Here is a 16,579-nt window from a genome sequence, read left to right as displayed (position 1 = left end):
TACGGCAATAGAGTTTTTCGCGTAGGAACGGTGGAAGGTTTCATCTCGTGAAAGATGAACGGATGGATCACAAAATTTAATACGATTTTCATCGTTATCTTTTCTGCAAGTACGTTAAATGGCAGAGGTAAAATGTTGGATGAAGCGTCTGAAGTAGGTTACACTTTCGAGATAACAAATCTAATCGGGAAAGAAGTTTATACAATGAAGGGCATCAGGGTCGGCAAGGTCACAGATATAGTGCTCGATTTTGATAAGAATCAGATTCATGGCCTATTCATAATGGATAGCAATGACAAACTGGTGAAGAACGGTGATCCTATATCCATACCATACAATTATGTAAAATCAATTGGAGATATAGTAATACTGAAGTCATTTCCAGATCTGATGCATATATGATCACTAGCTTTCAACAAGCGTGTTTCTTCTGATAATGGATGATATATTCAAAGAACATCACGCGATCAGGCAAAAAAATGGACTATTTTCGGTAGCTAATACGTCAACATTTCAAATAAGAATGGTTCAAGATTTATTTTGCTGATAAATGCGTCCTATTACTGTCTGCGGAATGAAATTAAGAATGCAGTATGTTTTTGAGATCTGCATTGTAAATGGTTCATGAGTGAGTGAAATAGGCCACGCTGTCACTGTCGGCTATATTCACATATCCGTATCTTTCTAGTTGTGCTATTCCTCTATAGCCCGCTGACATGGGTTCTATCAGTCCGCGATCTATCGATCCATCTGGCCTCAGTACTGAGAAATCCCTAGATCCATCAGGGCACCAGTTTATTATCTTTGTCTTTTCAGTCATATCAAGTCCATCGTATAATATCCTGTCGCCTTTTTTCCTGATATAGCAGAGATCCTTGAGTCTGATCCTTTCTCCTTCGTTCATCTTTGTAAGATCGGATTCGGATAGATACACTGTCCCTTCAACCTCGTACTCCCTGAACCCGTACTCAGGATGCGTTGGATGCAGTGGAAGTTTTGACCTTATCCTCGGCATGTTATCTATCACAACTTTAACGGGATTTTTGACGAAAGAAAAACGATATGATTTTGGATCCACGATCTCTCTGTTAATGGAATCAAATATCTCTATGGAGAATATTGCATCGATCTCTCGAAGTCCCGAATTTATCCAGTATCTTCTGAAAGTTTCAGGCTGATAACCTCTCCTTGCAAATGCGCGAACTGTGCCAAGCCTGACATCTGACCATCCATCATACTGGCCACTCATAATACCCTTCTTCATCAGGGATGTTTTCAGCTTCAGGCCTGGAAATTTTATCATTCCATAGTGATAGTAATACGGTCTCTTCCATCCGTTGTATTCAAAGATGTACCTCTGTTTGTCAGTATTCGTGAGCTGATCTTTTCCTCTTAGGACATGCGTCAATCCCAGGTAATGATCATCTACAGCGACACTGAAGCTCATCATAGGATATACGCGGTATCTGTCTCCTACCCTTGGATGAACGGCATTTATTATTCTGAATGCGATCCAGTCTCTCACCGATGGATTTGGATGATTTAGATCCGTCTTGACGACGGCTACGGCCTCACCCTCATTTATAGTACCGTCAAGCATTTTCTCGAACAGATCCATGTTCTTTTCAGGCGGGTTATCACGATCCTTGCATGGAATTGACTCCAATTTCTTCTTCTTGAACTCCTCTCTGGGGCAGGTGCAGATGTACATATGGCCATTCATTATGAGCTTTTTAGCTTCCTCATAGTAAAGATCGAAGCGATCGCTCTGAATGACTGTCTTCGTAACATTGACGCCCAGCCACCGCAGATCCTCAGGTATCATATGGTAAGCTTCAGGATCTATATTCTTTGGGTTCGTGTCCTCAATTCTCAGGATAAGTTCGCCGCCATAGCGCTTGACATATTCATCATTAAGTATGGCCATCCTTGTATGTCCAACATGAAGGGGGCCTGAGGGTGAAGGTGCCATCCTCATTACAACAGGACCATCGACACCTTCAAGATCGGGTAGCCTGTGATCCTCCGTTTTCTTTTCCTTTTTGATGGATGATGAATATCTGCTCTCCACGATCTCCTTTATTTCGGCAGGGCTCATTGCATTGACCTCATCAACTATGCGTGTGACGAGATCCTTTGCTGCTTTTGGATCACGGCGCAGATCGGCTATCTCTGCCATCACCTTTCCCATGACTGATTTTACATCGGCTTTTCCATCGTGCTGATACGCATTGATAAGGGCTATCCTTCTTATGTCGTCCTCATACATGATCATCACTCTCTCCGAATATGACATTCTTGAGTGGATCAAGGCCACCCTCGGAGTTGACGGAAATGGCTATCTCTTCCTTCTTTTCTTTGCTTATGTCCATTTTCGTCTGAACCCTAATAACATTCGGATTAATATGATCCTTTATCTGTCTATAGAGATGCTCCTGCATTTCCGATGAATATAGGGATTCATCGCTGTAATCAAAGAGAAATATGACCGTACCCTGAATATACCTCAGAGCGAGAACAGCATTTTTCTCGATCTGATTCATCTCACTGAAATCGCGATCAAGTATTCCAGGGGTATCTATGAACTGTATTCTTTCATTCCCATGCTCGGCAATTCCGATCAATACAGATTTGGTTGTGAATGGGTAGGGTGCGATCTGGGGCTTCTTTGTGGTCAATGCAGCCAGCAGGGAACTCTTACCAACGTTTGGCATACCAGCTATTATATATGTACGCAGATTTACATCTATGTCTGGTATCTTCTTCATGTAATCTCTGCATTTTCCGAGAAACACGAGATCCTGGTCTATTTCATGTACTATGGAGGCAAATCTACCGTAGTAGGATCTCATTATTCTGTTTGCGTCCTCCACGGTTTTGACTGCTTTGAGTCTTCTTATATGATCGCCGCTTATCTGTTCTATCATCTGTGCCGTTCGGTCGATCTTCGATAGTGAGATCTTATACTGATCTATATCGAACATCAGATCTATGAGACTGCTATAGAATGGATGAAGGTTGTTTATCGATGGAAATTTTTTAACAAGCCTATCAAGGAAGGATACGCTTATACTTTCAATGGTCGATATCCGATCCTGTACCTCCTTCTTTATTCTTTCTACCTTATCGGGATAATATGGTTCTTCAATTCTACTTGCCCTCGAAAAGGCCTTATCAATAAGCTCCTGTCCCCTGAGCACTGTGGGTATCTTTAGTAACATTCCTACCTGTAGTATTACCGGCGATAAATCATTATCGAATTGTTACCGAAAGGAGGCGTATGGTTTATGCAGGATCTTCTAAATAGATATTTTTCCATAATCGAATTGTCATTTATACGATGTTCACTGATATCTTTAAATGATTACTATTATTAATATTGATTCATTATCATTAAATAGCAAGTCGACTTTATCCAGTTATTTTCGATGCAGTGGACGATTTTTGACATCAAAGTTTTAATAATGGAAATAAAAAACTTAAATACATTTCGTAATATTTAAATACTTCGATGTGATATGATAATCTGAATGCACGCTTATAAGGTAACCAACATCAGAGGTAGAGATATGGTGATTCAGCTGGATAAGCCCCTGGATCTGAAGACTAAGATATACGATGCCAGTGGAAAGAAGATAGGGGTACTCGTCAAGATAATGGGACCTGTAGATGAGCCCTATGGGCTCGTTAGTTTGGACAGTCAGGGCGTGCAGACAGATGTTGTTTATGTTAATTGAGGTGATTTAGGATGGTTGAAAATACGAAGAAGAAAAAGGTAGAGGAGATAGAAAGATGCCCTGAATGTGGTTCCACAAACCTCATAAGAGATTATGAACATGGTGAACTTGTTTGCGGTGAATGTGGAGCTGTCATTGAAGATGCATACATCGATCAGGGCCCAGAATGGAGGGCATTTGATTCAGAGCAGAATGAGAGCAGAGCAAGGGCCGGCTCTCCGATGACGTACACCATTCATGATAAGGGTCTTTCAACAGATATATCATGGAAGAATAAGGATTCTTACGGAAGATCTATACCCACCAGGAACAGAGCGCAGCTGTACAGGCTCAGGAAATGGCAGAAGAGAATTAAGGTTTCAAACGCCGCCGAGAGAAACCTCTCCCAGGCGCTTCAGGAACTTGAGAGAATGGCCTCAAATCTGAGCATACCTGATGATGTGAAGGAGACAGCGGCGGTCATTTATCGTAAGGCCGTCAAACAGAACATGATCAGGGGAAGGAGCATAGAGGGCGTAGTCGCTGGAGCACTTTATGCCGCATGCAGGATAACAAACGTACCTAGGACTCTTGGTGAGATAGCGTCCGTAACCAGAGTCAAGAAGAAGGAGATAGGCAGGACATACAGGATCATGAGCAGATACTTGAAGTTAAACATAATGCCTTCAAAGGCTGAGGACTACATCAGCAGATTCTGCTCCAAGCTGAAGCTGTCCATGGATACCAGGAACAAGGCACTTGAGATACTGAGAACCGCTGAAAATGCCGGTTTGACGTCCGGTAAGGGTCCGACAGGTGTGGCAGCTGCTGCGATCTACATAGCATCACTCATGACTGGAGAACGGAGAACCCAGAGGGCGGTCGCGGAGGTGGCCGGTGTGACCGAAGTGACCATAAGAAACAGATACAAGGAACTGACAGAAAAACTGCAGCTCAACGTTGAACAGTGATCTGTGACATAAGATCCCTTATTTTTTTGAAAACCTCATAATTTCTCAGTATATCATCCAATAATGTGAATACCGTACCATATTTATCTTCATTTATAGCTATTTTTATTCTCTCGCTGTTGCATTCCATCTTTATGTTGCCATAATTATCTGGGGAAATGGTTTTCAGAAATGGATCGCAATCCCGATCATCTATGAAAAGTTCTGATAGCATTTCCTCACTTCCAAGATGCAGAGGGCCGGATTCGAACCGGCGAATCCCTACGGAGGCAGATCTTGAGTCTGCCGCCTTTGACCTGACTCGGCAACCTCTGCAGATACATTCACCCTCAGGATCAGCGGAAGCAGATCTTAATGAAGGGCATAAATTTTATCATTTTTCAAGGTCAATAGGTGCAGTGTTCTCGCACTCAATTTGTTCAATGCATGATTATAGCAATCATTATTCTAAAATATATATCATTCTAAATCTATTTAAATTTAAATAGACTTTAAGTATATGTACACTATGATCTGTCCAGTATGTGAGGATAAAGTGCAGACGCTTCATGATCTCGGCGTTCATTTCGGAAATATGTCAATCAGGGGTGATGCAAACCACACCTCATGGATCTATGCCGAGCTGGGAGGTAAGTATATAGATTATTCTGATTTGGAAGAAGCCTTCGATATGGTATTCTCTCCGCAAGTATCCTTGGCGAAATGGGCGAGACTCGCATTCATTAGAAAATTCTACACAGATCCGCATCCATTCATACAGGCAATGCAGAAGCCAAGCATTCCAGTATTGCTAGGATACGTTATTGAACACAGATTTTTCCTCAGAAACTGGATCAGGACTCTTTCATCCGTTATACATTCCACAACTTCAGAAGAAGTATTCAATTATGAGATTGAGAACGTGGCGACGGAATACATAGGCTTCAACGGAAGACCATCGCATCTCGATCTGCTCATCAGGATGGGTGAGGCTCTTGGCATGACAAGAAAACGTATAATGGAATACACACCGTTACCGGAGACCTCGAAGGCAATTGAGGTTTGGTATAGTATATCCAGTCACTATTCCTGGGTGGATACTATGGGTGCAATGCATGTGCTTGAACTTGTTGCCGACAGGACACTTGTGGATGATGGTGCCAAGATGCATTACTTCGATCCAGGCATACTCAATAGTTCAGAATATCCACAGGAAGTACGGGATTTTCTGATGGAAGGTTATAAAGCGGACGTGGATCATGCTGGAAAAGCTTTGAAGATAGTGGAATCGGAGACCATGGACGATCTTACAACAAGATCAATAATGATCCGTTCGATGGACGCTTTTTATTTATATTTAAACGCGAGGCTGAGAAGATCAAGAATGCTTGAAGCCGCTTGGGGTGAATGATTTGAATATAATCGTCAACGGAGCCAGGGCCGGTAGCAAGGCCACCGGTTGTGCGCTTTGCGGAGCAACATGGGGCGATCATCACGAGGAGATACTCGGTGAGGATCTGTTCTTCTGCTGCGACATATGTGCTGCCGAGTTCAGAAACATGATCGAGAAGGCATTGCAGAATACTCCAATTAATAAAATAGATGAACTAAGAATAAATGGAAATTATCGAGACGGAAGACATGTCGTTATAAAGAACGAAAAGAATTCCCTGGGTTTCTATGTAAAATTTGGGCCTGGTGCAGTCATAGAAGAATTTAGGATGGAGAAATGATTGCGGAAACACAATATGAAGAGACAAAGAAATTTAAATATCGTTCTTAAATTCTAAGCAAAATGGAGAACAAGAAGGATAACTTCAGCGAATGGTATAACGAGATAATCACACTTGCGGGACTTAGCGATAAAAGGTACCCAGTGAAGGGAATGAATGTGTGGCTTCCCTATGGCTGGAAAATAATGAGTCTGATCGATTCAATAGTTAGAAAGGCGGTGGATAAGAGGAATTTTCAAGAGGTTAACTTTCCAGTTCTCATAGGCCGCAGCATGCTTGAGGTTGAGTTTGAACACATAAGGGGTTTCGAAAATGAGATTTACTGGGTCACCAAAGGAGGCAAGGAGAACCTTGAGGAGGAACTTGCGTTGCGTCCCACAAGCGAATCTGCGATGTATCCAATGTTCTCACTTTGGGTCAGATCTCATGCTGATCTTCCGCTGAAAATATACCAGATAGTCAGCGTCTACAGGTATGAGACCAAGCATACGCGTTCCTTCATAAGGATAAGGGAAATACACTTCTTTGAGGCTCATACTGCCCATGCGACCTACGAGGATGCTGAAGCGCAGATGGATCAGTACAAGGAGATATGGAGGGAAATATCCGCCCAGCTTTGTCTCCCGTACTTCTATGATCAGAGGCCAGACTGGGATAAGTTCCCAGGAGCCATGTATACCATCGCTTTTGATACCATTCTCCCCTCAGGCAGATCGCTGCAGATAGGTACGATACACCAGTACGGCACAAACTTTTCGAAGAACTATGACATAAAATATCTCAAGGAAGACGGAACATTCGATTATGCTCATCAGACAACCTATGGTATGAGCGAGAGGTTGCTGGCCGCCATCATAGGCATACATGGAGATGATAAAGGTCTCATACTTCCGCCTGACGTGGCGCCTATACAGGTAATAATAGTTCCGATCCCCGGTGATGGAGTAATGGAATATGCCAGGGATATTGAGAACACCCTGAACAGCATAAACGTTCGTGTGAAGGTTGACGATAGAGAAAACTTCACCCCGGGTTATAAATTCAATGACTGGGAGATGAGAGGAGTCCCCCTCAGGATAGAGATAGGGGAGAGAGAGGTCAAAAATAAGACTGTCACATTATCCATGCGGAACATTCCTGGTAAGATAACAATAGACAGATCGAAACTCATATACGAGATACCGGACACGCTCATAAGGATAAGAGAGAAGATGATGGACGATGCGAAAAGGCAGTTCAATGAGCATGTGTTTAAGGCCTCCAGTATTGAAGAATTCAATAGGGACGGTCTTATAACAGCGTTCTGGTGTGGTTCTAAGGAATGTTCAGACAGCATAGAAGCGAAGACAGAGAAATCCGCACTCGGGTTCATGGTTGACGCAAAGGAGACCGGCAAATGTGTGGTGTGCGGTAAGGAAGGTAAATTGGCCGTCTTTTCCAGATCTTATTGAAGGATAGGGCAGATGATAAGACTGGCCATTTTTGATATGGATGGCACGTTGACGGAGGAGCCTAGCAGCTGGGAATATGTTCATCGACGCCTGCGAACAGACAACCACAGAAATTTCAGACTTTATAAAAATGGTTTCATTACATACGATGAGTTTTTCAGAAGCGATGTTATGGCATGGCTGAGGATGCATCCGAGATTGACGAAGAATGACATCAAGGAAATCCTACGTGAAATAAGGATCAGGGAAGGCGTTATGGAAGTTATAGAAACGCTCAGGAATTCAGGTGTGATAACTGCTGTTGTTTCTGGAGGTATATCCTGGCTTTTTGATATACTGAGCGAGAGTATGAAATTGGACTACAACATATCAAACGTCATAGGCACAGATGAACATGGCTTCGTTGAACCGTATGGTAGGATACAAGTCATACCTGAGCACAAAGACATAGCAGTACAGAATCTTCAGATGAGGCTTCAAATATCAAGGAATGAGACTGTATCGATCGGAGATCAGATGGAAAACGGAAAGATCCATGAGAATTCTTCCAAGGCCTTCGTGATAGGCAACAGAGGCATCAATGGTGAGATACCACTGGGCTACGATATGAGAAAACTAATCCAGATGTTGAAGGATGATATAAAGGCCTGAAACGAAAAATCATTGCACAGGCTCATACTGATGCTGGGCATGCTTTTTCGCATACCAAAATATCATAATAGATGACAGGAGCGATAATATAAGATACATCATCAGGAGTTCGAATTGGATGTGCTTCATAGGATGGTGGATATATATGAGTCCATGAAAGGTTATCAGTGCGGATGCCGTACCAGCTATGAAGAATATTAGCGTGAGAAATCTTGTTAGCATATTCGGATAATAGAACAGAGCAAGTGTTCTGGAGGTTATGGGCAGAAAGAGCAGTAAAAAACCATAAAGAGCCGAAAAACTTACGTCCGCATGAGGCACGATCAGCGGCCTGGAATAGTCCATTATAAAATAGGCCAGAAGAAAGATGGCAGATATTTTTATGGATGTAGATCCCTCAAGAAACCCATATGTAATGAGGAGAGCAAACAGTATCCCCAGGGAAAAGGTATTTATGTAAAATACTATGAAATTGAGGCTGGAAAGAGGTAAATATATATGCACCAGAGATTGCAGAATATCTACCATTATTGTGAAGGCGACCATAACTGTTATGCCTCTGTATATATATGCATACTCTGGTCTGTGGAACATCATTAGGGCAACTTATACTATGTTAAATCTTTGCCGGTGGCAGGGCTTCTCATCGGTATGTTTCTTCGATTCATTACGATGCATCTCATGATATATATTCTATTACGGTTATAACAATGCAGACAGGCAACATCGCTGCTATGCATATTGTTCATCTTCTTCAGATTGAATGGCACTGTGGCGATGCATATGTCAAACATATCAGATCCATGCGATGCGGATAAGACAGGGAAAATTTTAACGTGTTAGCGATATACTCCGACATGGATCTCATTTCTATGCCAGATAGGGATTTTGTAATTGAGGTTGCTAGGAGAATTATAAGGATACCGGCCATATCCCCAGCCTCCGGTGGAGAAGGAGAAAAGAACAGGGCAGACGAATTGGAAAAGATATTGAAAGAGCTTGGTTATAGTGATTACAAGAGATATGATACCACGGATGAATACGGAAAGATCAGGTCAAACATAGTCCTGAGGACAGGAAATGCACAGAAAACGCTCTGGCTTGTAGCTCACATAGATACTGTTCCTGTTGGCGATCCTGGACTGTGGACAAAACCGCCATTCGACGTGACAGTGGATGGAGACAGGATGTATGGAAGGGGAACTGAGGATGATGGTCAGGCTGTGTTCACTGCGCTCCTTATCCTCAGAGATATGAAAGTCAAGAATCTGAAGTCCAAAATAGGCTTCGGTGTGGCTTTTGTTGCTGATGAGGAGATGGGAAGCAAATACGGAATACAGTACCTTCTTGACAAGAATATATTCGGCAAATCCGATCTTATAATAGTGCCGGACGCTGGAAGCGAGGATGGTATGACAATAGAGGTGGCGGAGAAGAGCATCCTCTGGGTAAAATTCAGCGTGATGGGCAAGCAGTGGCATGCGAGCATGCCTGTAAACGCCATAAACGCCTTCAGGGAAGGTGCCAGATTCATGCTTGATCTCGATAAGATACTTCATGAGAAATACACGGCAAGGGACGATCTCTTCAACGTTCCATATTCTACCTTTGAGCCCACCAAACATGAAAAGAATGTGGACAACGTCAATACAATACCTGGAACAGACGTCTTTTACTTTGACTGCAGAGTCCTGCCGGAGTACAATCTTGATGACGTTCTGAAAACGATAGATGGCGCCATAAGCAGTTTTCAGAAGGAGAGCAAGGCCAGAATAACTTACGAACTCATACAGAAGGAACAAGCACCGGCGAAGACTCCGGAAGATTCAGAAGTTGTGACGAGACTGAAGGAATCAATAAAGAAGAAGAGGGGAAAGGAACCCAGGGCCATAGGCATCGGCGGAGGAACATGCGCCGCATTTTTCAGGAGGCTTGGCATGCCAGCAGTGGTGTGGTTCACGACGATAGAGGAGAACGCCCACAAGCCAGATGAATTCTGTCTGATCTCGCATATACTTATGGACAGAGACGTACTCGAAGACGTTCTCGTATCATAATTTTTTTGATCATTTTGGGCATCATACAGGCCATCTGGTCATTTTTTCGGCCTGAAGCTCCGACCGTTTAACCGTAATGGCACTTTATTTACCATTTTCATGATCGCCTTAAGATGGTTCACTTTATTTTTACGATGAAGAGGGCAGGCACAAGGGAAATTACGCCAAGGAGATACCATCCAGTATTCACGGATACGCTGTATATTGCATATGTATACAGATACGGTACAGCAGAGCTTATCATCATCTGAACAAAATTCACAACTGAGAGCGAGAAGGAAACGGCTGATCTGTTTATGTTGCTGGCCTCCATATAGAGATATGAAAATCCATAGATGGAAAGTACGCTGAATGCAAAAAGTGTGATCAATATCTCCGCCAGATTTCTCTCAAAGGGCACAAAGAAGAATATGAGAGACATCAGGACGAAGAGTGACGTCACCTGCACCTTCCTGCTGTACCTGCGTATTATAAATGCAGAGATAAAACCTCCAGGCAGCCCAACAAAGAGGAAGAACGAACCAGCAAGGGACGCAATTATCGCTGAGAAATGCCTGTACTCTTCTAGATAATAGACAAAGAGCTGTCCCATTATTGTTTCGGAAATCGCACTTCCAACGGTAACAACTGGAAGAATCCAGAGGGCAGGTTTTTTCACGGCAGCTATGAGATCGCTCATCGGCCTTCTCTTCTTCAGATTTTCTCTCCTCATCAGTATGAACAGAGCAAGATCCGCTAGAATGAGAAGCAGACCGCCAATGACGAGGGACAGACGCCAGCCGGTGATCGTGTCGAGGTAACCAAAGGCAAATATGCCCGTACCGGCTCCGAAACTGAACGCTCCATTGTAAACGCTCACATAGGATCCGTATCTTTCAACCGGTACTATATCCGATATTATACCAAGTGCAGGCGAAAAGAACAGGGCCGATCCGGCTCCAGCCATGAATCTGGACACAGACAGTTCAACGAAGTTTGTGGAGAGTCCAGAAAATATGCCGAATGTGCCAAGTATCCCAAGACCAGTTACCGATACGACCAGATTCCCGATACGATGCGCCAGAGATCCGCCCACAAGCTGGAAAAGAGCCAGGCCTATATAGAATGACGTGGTGGCCAACCCTATCTGTATGACATTCATGTGCAGATCTGCTGATATGTATTTCAGCGCTGGTGCAATGTCAAACCAGTTAAGTGCGTAAAGGGATCTGGCAAATATTATGCTATAAGCTTTGGGCCTGTAATCCATCTGGATAGGGAAATGTATAGGCTTAATAAAACTGTATCAGTCTAGATGCCGTGATCAAATTTCCGGATCAAGTTTTCAAGCAGCATGGCGTCTATGTTGCTGTCTTCATAGAGTTCGTGCATCTTCTTCGGCATCCTTCTTACGCCTTTGAATTCCAGCCCTTCGTAATATATTTCCCAGAGTATCAGATTATTCGGTCTTGCAACTCTAGGATATCTGCCCTCTATTGAAAACGGATCAATTCCGGTTTCAGCATTATCCTGTGCAAATGCGACCATGGTTCTGACCTGATTCCAGAGAAAACTTCTGGCCTTAAACTCAAGATACTGGCGATTATCCTCTTCAACACATTTTGCATCGAGTATCGTTCTCATCGTCCTTCTGCTGTCTACCCTTGCGAAACTGCGAAAATCATGAGTCCCTATGAATTTCCTGATAACATTTTCCATAGCCAGGCAGTCTATATCATCGAAGATATAATATCTGTATATCTTGTATGTGCAGTGTCTTGGATTAAAGCTATCTGCAACAATAGCATATGAATGCACAAAGATGTGTTTTTCCTTTGAGTTTATAAGATTGGCCACTGAATCGGGATCCCTCGCTGTTTCTAGAGTGAAAACATTGGAAACTGCCGAGACGTAGCGATCGGTCCTTGCTGCAGTTCTTATATCATATTCGAAGTCATTTTCTCGGAGGACGTATATTATTGCATCCTCTATGCTGTGTTCACCATTGCCTCTCTGGAACCCTGTAAAATACTGACCCTCATAACCGAATTTGAATGCGTAGTGCGTCATGATGTACTTTTCATTGAATATCGTCTATGTCCATGCCGACGATGGCGCTGAGCTTTCTGTGCAGATCACCTATTTTCTCAGCAGCATCATTCAGTCCTTTTTTCCGATAGATTTCAATAACATCCTTGACCTTCAATCTTCTGTTTCCTGCAAAGAGATTGTCGGCGTGCGCAACGATCATCTCCTCCAGGGACTCAGGAGTATAATCCTTAGGCGGGAGCCCAAGTTTAACAGCATCTTCCCTGGATATTCCGGCACCGATGTGTCTTTCCACGACCTGAACAATGCTTTCATGCACATTCTCGGATCTGAGTATCTCAGCACCGACCACTGCATGATCCACACCATTGGTTCTTGTACGGCCTATATCATGAAGAAGAGATCCAGCGACCACGATACGCTGATCTGCACTGCAGCGTTCGGCTATCTTCACCGCGAGTTCCTTTACGGCTTTCACATGTTCTATAAGCTTCTCGCTGGCCCCATATTTTTTCAGGAGATCCATGCACTCCTGTTCATCCGGGATGAGTTTGACTATCTTCCCCCTATCGGTCGGTTGCACATTTATCCTCCCTATAAATTCTTTCTTGAGTTCAGCGCCCTGATAATAGCGATCCAGGAATATAGCGAGGGCGGAAACCTCACTTATGGGTTGATTTGTTACCGAGACATTGTAATCGGCTATCTCATAGGCATCCATGGGAACCTTTTCTGATCCTACGAGTACCATAAGATCTTTGCCGCTTAGCCTGATCTCATCCATCACATCGGAAATCCTCCGCCCATACATGGTCAGATGCACTCTAATTCCATTGAAATTCTTAAACTCTGATAGCCAGTTGCATCCTGTCTTTATGGAGAAATTTCCTCCGAAATTTTTAACAACCTCATTTATAGTGTTTTCCAGCGTCTCGTCTTTCTCATCGACCAGTATTGAGGAGGCACCGAAGGCCCTTGCGGTCAACGCCACATGCGTTGTTATTCTCTTATCCCGGAATGGTCTGTGGTTTATCCTGAGTACGGTGATCATTCAGCACCAGAAACCAACTCTATTTTATATCCTTTTATCTCAAGGATGCTCGATCTCTTGACTATGCCCCTTATGAGCGTCTGCGAGATGCCGAGAGCATCCGAAACATCGCCAAGAAACACACCTTCACCATTTTTCATCATGGATCTTATCTTCTCCTCATATTCCCCGAGCTGTTCATCTGAAAGCGTTGCGGCATATATGATGTCTGAGAGCTCGCTTAACGAACCCATTATGTTTATCTGAACATTTGTGTAATATGTATGGTAGGCTTTTTCAGGTCCATTTTGCCCAGTGATCCACTGCGTCTCTATCATCTTGATCTTGTCCAGGTATAGAAGGGCCTTTCTCCCCTCCTTTCCATATTTCTGTTCTATCACAGGCAGTGTTATCCATCCGGTGGATAGATCCAGAAGCAATTTTCTCTTGACCTCACTATCAGCAGCATGAAATATGGATACCAGTTCACCAGGGTCGTTAACAACTTTTATTCTGCTTACCATAATATTCAGGATATGCTAAAAAATAATATAACTTTTATTGAGAGTGAAAGGATTATCATGAAATTGAATTATGGGCCCCATATAACTGGTTAACCTCCATACAGGTGCATGGTGAACGGTTATATAATGAGCGAATACTTACGTTTTCAGTGGAAAAAAACTTAAATATGTATGATCATATGTCGATATAGCCGCATAGGCCAAAGTATACAAAGGAATATCCATGGAAGGAGAAAAGAAAGTTGCTTTTCCTGGGGACATAATAGCCACTACGGAGGAATACCTGCCAGGACGCAATACTGAGGAAAAGAACGGTGAGATAGTAGCAACAAAATTCGGGAATATAATCAGGGATGATATAAATCTCATGATATCAGTGGATACCGAAAAAAAGGAGTTCACGTTGAAAAAGGGCGATATTGTGTATGGGCAGGTAATAAAGAACGATTCGCACAGATACATAGTCAGGGTTGTTGGAGTCTTCCAGAGAGGAACAGGCCTGAAGGAAGTTGATGAAGAGATGCAGCTTTCTTTTGGAATGTCCAAGAGACCACAGTCCGATTTCATCTCTGTGGGAGACCTGATAAGAGGTTATGTGGTGAGGACTGGAGATATGCCGGAAATATCTATAAATGGCAACCATTATGGAGTTATAAGTGCGGTATGTTCCAGATGCAGGCAACCTCTCGTGAAGAAGAATATAACTCTGTACTGTGAGAACTGTCAGCGCACGGAGATACGCAAGATAGCGGATGATTATGGCAATGTAGATATATTCAATTACGAAAACAGGATAACCCATGGCAACAGCCATAGTGAGGCCCGCAGGCAAAATTAAGGGGGTTTTGATGATGAAATACGCAGGTAATGATAAGGCAAAGGATGTTGAGGCACTCAACAAGGAAGTTAAAAATATGAGAAAGGAACTGGATGATGTTAAAGAGGTACTCCGTGGTCTGATACAGGTCATAATGAGCCGCGAAGATAACTTTGATGATGATGAATACAATTGAGGGGTGAAATGATCTTGATGATGCCAATGAAAATGCTTGAGGAAAGCGTGAACAAAAGGGTTTCTTTGCTGTTGAAGGATAACCGTGTACTTGAAGGTGTGCTCACAGGATTTGACGAGTACATGAATATGGTACTGGATGATGTGGACGAAAGCAGCGAGAACGTGTCAAGGAAACTTGGTACTGTGGTGGTTAGAGGAAGCAACGTTGTAAGAATAGTACCAAAATAATCAGGAGAGGGAATTGAAATTCAGTTAACTCACTAGATTCTATACCGGATCGATGAAAGACGGTTCGGTGGACAAAATCTATTTTTGTGTTAATCTCTTTTAGATGATGTGGTTGTTGATATCTTATGGGGCGTTTTCCCTCTTATTTTTGCGCAATTCATATCCGGAGTATCCTCAGCGTGGTTGAAACATGGAACATCTTAGGTGCGTACGACTTTACAATATGGGACTCCTCCACCGATGAAAGATAGCCTATCGTGGATGTGTAGTGCATTATATCGTATCTATATCTGCTAAGATTTTCCTGGGATACAAGATGGTGGAGTATTATTCTTGTGTTTTCCTTCGATCGCTTGAGTGCTGCGGGTAAAAACATCAGAGATTTGAAATTACCCATGATTATGGAATCAAATGGGCCCTTGGGACATGAGACTCTTGAATCTCCGATGATCGGTATTATTTTCTCTTCCACACGGTTAATTCTAGCATTCTCCTCCAGATAATGAACTGCCGATGGATTTATGTCACAGGCATACACTTTTTCCGGCTGGCCATATTTTGCAATGGGCAGAGTGAAATAACCTATGCCACAGAACATGTCAAGCACGTTTTCATCCTGGAATTTCAGAAGGCGCATCCTCGTTCTTTCGTTGGTGTTTCCAGGAGAGAACATAACCTTCTCCGGATCGAAGAGATACCTTATGCCATTTTCTATATGAAGAACTTCGCCTCTCTTTCTGTATAGAAATTCAACAACCGGTATCCTTTCTGCCGAGGTGATTCCATGATAGACGTATATCGAATCTATACCTAGAACACGCTTCATAACTTCAAAGACACATTCTCCAACGGGTCTGGTAAGGAAGAGGCTGTTTCCATACCTCACCCATTTTTCAGGTATATACCCTGTGTATCTATACTCCCTAGAAAGGATATCCCTTATCATATCTTTCACATTGGCGTACTTTCTGCTTTCAAAGTCCAGATACTTTGATTCGAAATTGTATGAGGTATCCTCATCGAATATTGGAACCGCAACATAATCCCCGATCTTGCGGATCTTCAGATCCTTCCTGATCCTACCAGATGCCATAAGATCCCTTATGGCCTGATCGGCTAAGCTACTCGGAATAAGATAGGCCTTGGATCTCATCCAATCGTATATATACATCGGGATATAAACGCGATCATTATCG

General features: G+C 43.0%; 20 protein-coding genes and 1 tRNA gene. 11 read left to right on the top strand and 10 right to left on the bottom strand.

All coding sequences use genetic code 11. The features are described from left to right. The first annotated feature begins 132 nt into the window (after positions 1 to 132). Positions 133 to 402, top strand: a complete 270-nt coding sequence (locus DMB44_RS05715; RefSeq protein ID WP_110641955.1) for a PRC-barrel domain-containing protein — start codon at positions 133 to 135, stop codon at positions 400 to 402. A gap of 220 nt (positions 403 to 622) precedes the next feature. On the opposite strand, the gene DMB44_RS05710 is transcribed toward DMB44_RS05715, so the two are convergent. Further along, positions 623 to 2,269: a glutamate--tRNA ligase gene (locus tag DMB44_RS05710; protein ID WP_201796938.1), complete on the bottom strand. Its 1,647-nt coding sequence runs from the start codon at positions 2,267 to 2,269 to the stop codon at positions 623 to 625. Continuing rightward, positions 2,262 to 3,221 carry an NOG1 family protein gene (locus DMB44_RS05705; RefSeq protein ID WP_237265322.1) on the bottom strand — a complete coding sequence of 320 codons (960 nt, stop codon included), beginning with the start codon at positions 3,219 to 3,221 and terminating at the stop codon, positions 2,262 to 2,264. The genes DMB44_RS05710 and DMB44_RS05705 overlap by 8 nt, the downstream gene beginning before the upstream one ends. A 309-nt stretch (positions 3,222 to 3,530) precedes the next feature. On the opposite strand from DMB44_RS05705, the gene DMB44_RS05700 reads away from it, so the two are divergent. Together DMB44_RS05700 and DMB44_RS05695 are read left to right on the top strand one after the other, a co-directional pair. Beyond that, entirely contained in the window at positions 3,531 to 3,737 is a 207-nt protein-coding gene (locus tag DMB44_RS05700) for a Gar1/Naf1 family protein (protein ID WP_110641704.1), read from the top strand. An 11-nt stretch (positions 3,738 to 3,748) separates the two neighbouring features. After that, complete coding sequence (locus DMB44_RS05695; protein WP_110641702.1) at positions 3,749 to 4,687, top strand: transcription initiation factor IIB; 939 nt, start codon at positions 3,749 to 3,751, stop codon at positions 4,685 to 4,687. Here DMB44_RS05695 and DMB44_RS05690 read toward each other — a convergent pair. Together DMB44_RS05690 and DMB44_RS05685 are read right to left on the bottom strand one after the other, a co-directional pair. Continuing rightward, positions 4,671 to 4,901: a hypothetical protein gene (locus DMB44_RS05690; protein WP_110641700.1), complete on the bottom strand. Its 231-nt coding sequence runs from the start codon at positions 4,899 to 4,901 to the stop codon at positions 4,671 to 4,673. The two genes, DMB44_RS05695 and DMB44_RS05690, sit on opposite strands and share 17 nt — an antisense overlap. Positions 4,902 to 4,917: 16 nt before the next feature. After that, positions 4,918 to 5,002 (bottom strand) — tRNA-Leu (locus DMB44_RS05685). Between the two features lie 193 nt (positions 5,003 to 5,195). Here DMB44_RS05685 and DMB44_RS05680 point away from each other — a divergent pair. The 4 genes from DMB44_RS05680 to DMB44_RS05665 all read left to right on the top strand — a co-directional run bounded on the left by DMB44_RS05680 (position 5,196) and on the right by DMB44_RS05665 (position 8,501). Further along, on the top strand, positions 5,196 to 6,077 hold the full coding sequence (locus DMB44_RS05680) for an iron-containing redox enzyme family protein (protein ID WP_201796937.1): 882 nt from the start codon (positions 5,196 to 5,198) through the stop codon (positions 6,075 to 6,077). Position 6,078: 1 nt separating this feature from the next. Beyond that, positions 6,079 to 6,399 carry a TA0938 family protein gene (locus DMB44_RS05675; protein ID WP_110641949.1) on the top strand — a complete coding sequence of 107 codons (321 nt, stop codon included), beginning with the start codon at positions 6,079 to 6,081 and terminating at the stop codon, positions 6,397 to 6,399. A gap of 62 nt (positions 6,400 to 6,461) precedes the next feature. After that, positions 6,462 to 7,850: a proline--tRNA ligase gene (gene proS, locus DMB44_RS05670; RefSeq protein WP_110641698.1), complete on the top strand. Its 1,389-nt coding sequence runs from the start codon at positions 6,462 to 6,464 to the stop codon at positions 7,848 to 7,850. Between the two features lie 12 nt (positions 7,851 to 7,862). Beyond that, positions 7,863 to 8,501, top strand: coding sequence for an HAD-IB family phosphatase (locus DMB44_RS05665; protein WP_110641696.1), 639 nt, complete (start codon positions 7,863 to 7,865; stop codon positions 8,499 to 8,501). A 9-nt stretch (positions 8,502 to 8,510) separates the two neighbouring features. On the opposite strand, the gene DMB44_RS05660 is transcribed toward DMB44_RS05665, so the two are convergent. Continuing rightward, complete coding sequence (locus DMB44_RS05660) at positions 8,511 to 9,098, bottom strand: hypothetical protein (protein WP_110641694.1); 588 nt, start codon at positions 9,096 to 9,098, stop codon at positions 8,511 to 8,513. 260 nt (positions 9,099 to 9,358) lie between these two features. Between DMB44_RS05660 and DMB44_RS05655 the strand changes: the two genes are divergently transcribed. Further along, positions 9,359 to 10,558: a M20 family metallo-hydrolase gene (locus DMB44_RS05655; RefSeq protein ID WP_237265321.1), complete on the top strand. Its 1,200-nt coding sequence runs from the start codon at positions 9,359 to 9,361 to the stop codon at positions 10,556 to 10,558. Between the two features lie 118 nt (positions 10,559 to 10,676). Here the strand turns inward: DMB44_RS05655 and DMB44_RS05650 are convergent, their stop codons facing one another. From DMB44_RS05650 to DMB44_RS05635, 4 genes are read right to left on the bottom strand one after another with little or no spacing between them, the layout of a single operon-like run. After that, complete coding sequence (locus tag DMB44_RS05650; RefSeq protein WP_110641692.1) at positions 10,677 to 11,807, bottom strand: MFS transporter; 1,131 nt, start codon at positions 11,805 to 11,807, stop codon at positions 10,677 to 10,679. A 41-nt stretch (positions 11,808 to 11,848) separates the two neighbouring features. Continuing rightward, positions 11,849 to 12,607, bottom strand: a complete 759-nt coding sequence (locus tag DMB44_RS05645; protein WP_110641689.1) for a tRNA pseudouridine(38-40) synthase TruA — start codon at positions 12,605 to 12,607, stop codon at positions 11,849 to 11,851. A 10-nt stretch (positions 12,608 to 12,617) separates the two neighbouring features. Beyond that, positions 12,618 to 13,637: a tRNA (cytidine(56)-2'-O)-methyltransferase gene (locus DMB44_RS05640; protein WP_110641687.1), complete on the bottom strand. Its 1,020-nt coding sequence runs from the start codon at positions 13,635 to 13,637 to the stop codon at positions 12,618 to 12,620. Next, positions 13,634 to 14,140, bottom strand: coding sequence for an ArsR family transcriptional regulator (locus DMB44_RS05635; RefSeq protein WP_110641685.1), 507 nt, complete (start codon positions 14,138 to 14,140; stop codon positions 13,634 to 13,636). The genes DMB44_RS05640 and DMB44_RS05635 overlap by 4 nt, the downstream gene beginning before the upstream one ends. A 223-nt stretch (positions 14,141 to 14,363) precedes the next feature. Here DMB44_RS05635 and DMB44_RS05630 point away from each other — a divergent pair, with 223 nt between their 5' ends. The 3 genes from DMB44_RS05630 to DMB44_RS05620 are packed head-to-tail and all read left to right on the top strand — an operon-like array spanning position 14,364 to position 15,383. Continuing rightward, positions 14,364 to 14,978 carry an exosome complex RNA-binding protein Csl4 gene (locus tag DMB44_RS05630; RefSeq protein ID WP_110641683.1) on the top strand — a complete coding sequence of 205 codons (615 nt, stop codon included), beginning with the start codon at positions 14,364 to 14,366 and terminating at the stop codon, positions 14,976 to 14,978. Next, the gene (locus DMB44_RS05625) at positions 14,941 to 15,153 is read left to right on the top strand and encodes a hypothetical protein (RefSeq protein WP_110641681.1); all 213 of its coding nucleotides are present in this window, start codon (positions 14,941 to 14,943) and stop codon (positions 15,151 to 15,153) included. Before DMB44_RS05630 ends, DMB44_RS05625 begins: the two co-directional genes overlap by 38 nt. 26 nt (positions 15,154 to 15,179) lie before the next feature. Further along, positions 15,180 to 15,383, top strand: a complete 204-nt coding sequence (locus DMB44_RS05620; RefSeq protein ID WP_201796943.1) for an LSM domain-containing protein — start codon at positions 15,180 to 15,182, stop codon at positions 15,381 to 15,383. A 157-nt stretch (positions 15,384 to 15,540) separates the two neighbouring features. Here the strand turns inward: DMB44_RS05620 and DMB44_RS05615 are convergent, their stop codons facing one another. Further along, on the bottom strand, positions 15,541 to 16,536 hold the full coding sequence (locus tag DMB44_RS05615) for a class I SAM-dependent methyltransferase family protein (protein WP_110641943.1): 996 nt from the start codon (positions 16,534 to 16,536) through the stop codon (positions 15,541 to 15,543). Positions 16,537 to 16,579: the final 43 nt, after the last annotated feature.

Origin of the sequence: Thermoplasma sp. Kam2015 (assembly GCF_003205235.1) — an archaeon.
Taxonomy (GTDB): domain Archaea; phylum Thermoplasmatota; class Thermoplasmata; order Thermoplasmatales; family Thermoplasmataceae; genus Thermoplasma.
The sequence above is the reverse complement of the archived record's forward strand: the minus strand, read 5'-3'. Positions and strand labels throughout refer to the sequence as shown.

Bases quoted from the DNA above. Each gene is read 5' to 3' on its own strand.
- DMB44_RS05690 (WP_110641700.1), bottom strand. From the start codon at position 4,901: ATGCTATCAGAACTTTTCATAGATGATCGGGATTGCGATCCATTTCTG.
- DMB44_RS05665 (WP_110641696.1), top strand. From the start codon at position 7,863: ATGATAAGACTGGCCATTTTTGATATGGATGGCACGTTGACGGAGGAG.
- DMB44_RS05645 (WP_110641689.1), bottom strand. From the start codon at position 12,607: ATGACGCACTACGCATTCAAATTCGGTTATGAGGGTCAGTATTTTACA.
- DMB44_RS05650 (WP_110641692.1), bottom strand. From the start codon at position 11,807: ATGGATTACAGGCCCAAAGCTTATAGCATAATATTTGCCAGATCCCTT.
- proS (WP_110641698.1), top strand. From the start codon at position 6,462: ATGGAGAACAAGAAGGATAACTTCAGCGAATGGTATAACGAGATAATC.
- DMB44_RS05710 (WP_201796938.1), bottom strand. From the start codon at position 2,269: ATGTATGAGGACGACATAAGAAGGATAGCCCTTATCAATGCGTATCAG.
- DMB44_RS05655 (WP_237265321.1), top strand. From the start codon at position 9,359: ATGGATCTCATTTCTATGCCAGATAGGGATTTTGTAATTGAGGTTGCT.
- DMB44_RS05625 (WP_110641681.1), top strand. From the start codon at position 14,941: ATGGCAACAGCCATAGTGAGGCCCGCAGGCAAAATTAAGGGGGTTTTG.
- DMB44_RS05630 (WP_110641683.1), top strand. From the start codon at position 14,364: ATGGAAGGAGAAAAGAAAGTTGCTTTTCCTGGGGACATAATAGCCACT.
- DMB44_RS05680 (WP_201796937.1), top strand. From the start codon at position 5,196: ATGATCTGTCCAGTATGTGAGGATAAAGTGCAGACGCTTCATGATCTC.
- DMB44_RS05620 (WP_201796943.1), top strand. From the start codon at position 15,180: ATGAAAATGCTTGAGGAAAGCGTGAACAAAAGGGTTTCTTTGCTGTTG.
- DMB44_RS05705 (WP_237265322.1), bottom strand. From the start codon at position 3,221: ATGTTACTAAAGATACCCACAGTGCTCAGGGGACAGGAGCTTATTGAT.
- DMB44_RS05635 (WP_110641685.1), bottom strand. From the start codon at position 14,140: ATGGTAAGCAGAATAAAAGTTGTTAACGACCCTGGTGAACTGGTATCC.
- DMB44_RS05640 (WP_110641687.1), bottom strand. From the start codon at position 13,637: ATGATCACCGTACTCAGGATAAACCACAGACCATTCCGGGATAAGAGA.
- DMB44_RS05715 (WP_110641955.1), top strand. From the start codon at position 133: ATGTTGGATGAAGCGTCTGAAGTAGGTTACACTTTCGAGATAACAAAT.
- DMB44_RS05695 (WP_110641702.1), top strand. From the start codon at position 3,749: ATGGTTGAAAATACGAAGAAGAAAAAGGTAGAGGAGATAGAAAGATGC.
- DMB44_RS05615 (WP_110641943.1), bottom strand. From the start codon at position 16,536: ATGAGATCCAAGGCCTATCTTATTCCGAGTAGCTTAGCCGATCAGGCC.
- DMB44_RS05660 (WP_110641694.1), bottom strand. From the start codon at position 9,098: ATGATGTTCCACAGACCAGAGTATGCATATATATACAGAGGCATAACA.
- DMB44_RS05700 (WP_110641704.1), top strand. From the start codon at position 3,531: ATGCACGCTTATAAGGTAACCAACATCAGAGGTAGAGATATGGTGATT.